At 50.1% G+C, this 3,930-nt stretch carries 4 protein-coding genes; 1 reads left to right on the top strand and 3 read right to left on the bottom strand.

The window, feature by feature from the left end; all coding sequences use genetic code 11:
- Window positions 1–456: 456 nt before the first annotated feature.
- The gene (locus F1593_RS27480; RefSeq protein WP_149404743.1) at window positions 457–1,806 is read right to left on the bottom strand and encodes an MFS transporter; all 1,350 of its coding nucleotides are present in this window, start codon (window positions 1,804–1,806) and stop codon (window positions 457–459) included.
- Between the two features lie 369 nt (window positions 1,807–2,175).
- Here F1593_RS27480 and F1593_RS27475 point away from each other — a divergent pair, with 369 nt between their 5' ends.
- Entirely contained in the window at window positions 2,176–2,469 is a 294-nt protein-coding gene (locus tag F1593_RS27475; protein ID WP_149404742.1) for a hypothetical protein, read from the top strand.
- Between the two features lie 72 nt (window positions 2,470–2,541).
- On the opposite strand, the gene F1593_RS27470 is transcribed toward F1593_RS27475, so the two are convergent.
- Together F1593_RS27470 and F1593_RS27465 are read right to left on the bottom strand one after the other, a co-directional pair.
- Entirely contained in the window at window positions 2,542–3,105 is a 564-nt protein-coding gene (locus F1593_RS27470) for a zinc ribbon domain-containing protein (protein ID WP_149404741.1), read from the bottom strand.
- 62 nt (window positions 3,106–3,167) lie between these two features.
- Complete coding sequence (locus tag F1593_RS27465; protein ID WP_235932732.1) at window positions 3,168–3,581, bottom strand: YraN family protein; 414 nt, start codon at window positions 3,579–3,581, stop codon at window positions 3,168–3,170.
- Window positions 3,582–3,930 lie beyond the last annotated feature (349 nt).

Genomic DNA, 3,930 nt, shown 5'->3' with positions numbered 1-3,930 from the left:
GCCACCCAAGGCCGAGCCTGCACCACCACGCCTCCCCGCCGCTCCTCCTGCTACGCTACCTGGTTCCTCTCGTCCTTCTGCTCACCACCCCTGGAAGCGATCTTTCCTACCGAGTTGAGTTCGCGCTCAAAAGAACTTTGCGAAAATCTGAGGGGCACCCAACAGTAGCAGCCACCCTTCATGGGTGGAGAAGAACACAAATCTCCCATGGAGCAGAGATGAGGGGGATTACAGCCTGATTTGAGAGGGTCGGTTCTCTCCACCTATGAAGGACAATACCGCTCCAATACGAAGAATGGATGGTGCAACAACGCGAAAAAACCGAACTCAGACAAGAGATGAACAGACTGGAATTGGTGAGAATGATGAAGGGAAGTGTAGGTGCGTGCCGAGGTCGCAACCGAGGTGCGCTTTCCCCTTCCACGTACCACCATTGCCACCGTAGCGTAGGCTACGCTATTCTTCGTTGACGGCAATGGGAGTGCTTCCAATGCCACTGGATGCTGGATGAATGGCGCTTTCCAGCAGCTTGAGATGGTTCTTCAAGGATGAATAGATCAGGATAGCAGCAATGATTACCAGCAGAGCAGCCACGCTATAAGAGGCAATAGGGCCACGGAAAGTATAGAGGCTACCGGCGATGATGGGGCCAAAGACGCGTCCCAGGCTTCCAATACCCTGTGACAAGCCAAGAATCTCGCCTTGTGAGTCGGCGGGAGTAGCAAATGAGAGGAGGGTCGATGACATCGGCGAGACAGCTCCATCCCCGATACTCAGCACGCCCAGCGCGATCAATGTCCAGATCAAATTTACGCCAATGGGAAGAGTAAAGAGCCCCAGTGCCATGAGGATCAGTCCCGCCAGCATCAGAGTTTGTTCGTTCCAGCGCTTGACGAGCCGTCCAATGAGACCACCCTGCATAATAACAATCATCACCCCGACATAGGTAAAGACATACCCATTCTGCATGGCCCCCCAGCCAAAGTTACGCTGTGTGAGCAATGAAAAGGTACTTTCCATGCCGGTAAAGGCCAGGGTATAGAAGAGATTGACACAGATCAGGCGCACGATAAGGGGATATCTGGCTCCCATACGCCATCCCCCAAAGAAGATACTGAAGGGATTAGCTTTTCTGGCCTGCTTACTTTGTTCACTATTCCGCTTGCGTGTCTCAGGTAAGAAGACAATTACCAGTACAGCATTGACGGCGGCCAGGCCAGCAGCCACAAAGAAGGTCAGTTGCAATCCTAACGGGGCCATGATGCCACTGAGGGCAGGGCCAATCACAAAGCCCAGGCCAATCGCGGCCCCAATCATGCCCATCCATTTCGCGCGCTCACGTGGGCTGGTAAGATCAGCGATCACCGCCTGCGCCGAACCAATATTCGAGGCTCCGATACCACCAATAAAACGGGCACATAAGAGAAATGGCAGAGAGTTCGCCAACGCAGTAGCTGTCAGCGCGATAACCTCAATCAGGATCGATGTCACGATGATGGGCTTACGGCCATGACGATCAGAGAGCACACCCAACATAGGCGTAAAAAGAAACTGGGCGACGGCATAGATACTGATCAACGCGCCAATTCCCAACGCATTGGTACCCACCCGCTCTGCCCAGAATGGCAAGAGAGGGATCACCAGTCCAAAGCCAGTAAAATCAATCAAGATGGTCAAAGCCATCAACAGCATCGCGGTCCGCTGACCCTTCTGGTCATCTATCTTAGACATATCGTGTCGTCCTAAATCCCCTGAGAGTTCGCCCAGGCCATCCATACAAAACTTCTTGGCGTCATCTTCTCTCACCCATGATCCTGCTGAAAATCTGGGGCAAATACGCAAGCAACAAACAGAATAACGTCTGGTCGTATTTGATTAGTCAGGTTTGACTAATCAAATACGACCAGATTATAGCGTGTGGTTATCTCTATAGTCAAGTACGACTATAGAGATAACCATGACTGGAAGGAGGCAGGCAAATTGATTCATATGGACGTACGATAGAACAGATGAGGGTCAACTCTCGCGGTTCTATGCTATGATAGAAGCCATATATTCCCTATCTCATCCGCTTGATGGCCGATGAGTCTTTTTTTGATGCACATGTATGGTAAATTATTCGTGCCATGCATTTTTATAGTGCAGGCGTGTAACAAAATAATTGGAGAAGAAACGATGGCTATTCGCTATAAATTGAGCGGAAAACAACAGGATCAATTAATCGAACGCGAGGGAACTCTGGCTGATGAACAATTAACCGGAGTCAACGTGAAGCAGGATACGGCTTTGATCAACGCCGCCTTGCGTACTCTGCAGGCTGCAGGCGTGGTGGCTGAATGGGAAAAGTGTACCTTGCAACACGATGAAGAAGCTGAGGAACAGGTCTATATTCGCTACAAAAAACGTTGGACCCATAGCTCAAAGATTCATTCATACGCGGCCAAAACCCAGGAGTCACAGGAGAAATAAAGCGATAGCGTATGCCTGGACATACGCTATCTTTTTGAGATAGCTGACTGCTAGCTCTCTAATCGATCTGCCCTATTGATGCTTGGCTCCGCAGTTGCGGCAATAGAGCGCATTCGGGCGCAATGGATTGCCGCATTGGGTACAATGGATAGTAGCCTGTGGATCAGGCGCATGTCCTGCCGCACCCGCTGGCTGCTGGGTATAGGTTGGCTGCGGATTCCCATATACTGGTTGCGGCGGCTGCTGTGGATTCCCATAGGCTGGCTGTTGCGGTTGCGCATTATTGCTATTGGGTGCTGGAGGCGTATAGTTCATGGTCGGTCCGGGCGTGAATTGATCCGCAGGGTATGTTTCATTTTTGACTTCCTGCAATTGCATCTCGCGAGCACGCAAATCATGATCCAGTTCAAAGATACTGGCACAAATACGTGAGAGTTGCGTATCGGTCAGTGCTCCCTGTTGATACAGAGTCATCGCCACCTGCCCCATCTCGTCCATAAGATGCTGACGTTGCTCGATAAGCTTATCAATTTCGCTCTGCTTATTGCGTACGCGCAACTGCTTTTGCGCTTCCCAGCCGGTACGGCTTACCGCCGAGTTGACAAAGTTTTTGGCGGATGATAGAAAATCACTCATATAACCCCCTCAATGCTTTTTCGAGATAGTATATCTGGCTGTATATGCTACGATACTGCGGCTTACTCCATAAAGGCATGTTGATACAGACGAATCTCTTCCAGCTTTCCTCCTGCACTCAATTGGATAGCTACAACATCAACACGCCAGGATCGCTCACCCGCTTCTTTATCATCAGCGTGGAGAGAGAGATAATGCGCCGCAACCTGTAAGATTTTTTGTTGTTTCCGTTTATTCACTGCCTCTTCAGGCAAGCCATGGGTGGCACCACGGCGCGTCTTGACTTCGATGAAGACAAGATCCAGGTCATGCTCAGCGATCACGTCTATTTCACCATAGCAGCAGCGATAATTACGCTCACGAATAGTATATCCAGCCTGTATCAAATGCTCGGTTGCCAGACGCTCACCAGTCCGCCCTAAACCCTGACGAGCCATTCCCAATGATGGCTCCGCGTGCCCCTGACTCTCTTTCACCACTACGATCAACCCTCTCTGTAAGTATGTACGTTACGTGAGCCGCTATGTTGTACAGTTCCATCAATATCCTATCCTGATACGTGCGCATGCGAGCCGTCCCACTATCCTTTCGCTGCCTACAGAAGATGTGGCAGATGTTTCACCAATTAAATCAAGTGAGATAGGCTGAGCAGGCATTTATTGTAGCATAGATAGGCGCAAACTCATATAGAGGGCTGCGTAAGGGTGCCCCTCAGATTTTCGCAAAGAGATATTCAGGTCAAAAAAAAGATGGTAGAATGAAGCCAACGAAAACGAGAAGAGAAAGTGGCTCAATCAATGAATGAAGAAGAGTGGTTGCAAAAAA

Source organism: Dictyobacter arantiisoli (genome assembly GCF_008326305.1).
In the GTDB taxonomy this organism is placed as follows: Bacteria; Chloroflexota; Ktedonobacteria; order Ktedonobacterales; family Ktedonobacteraceae; genus Dictyobacter; species Dictyobacter arantiisoli.
This window is presented reverse-complemented; position numbering and strand designations above follow the sequence as displayed.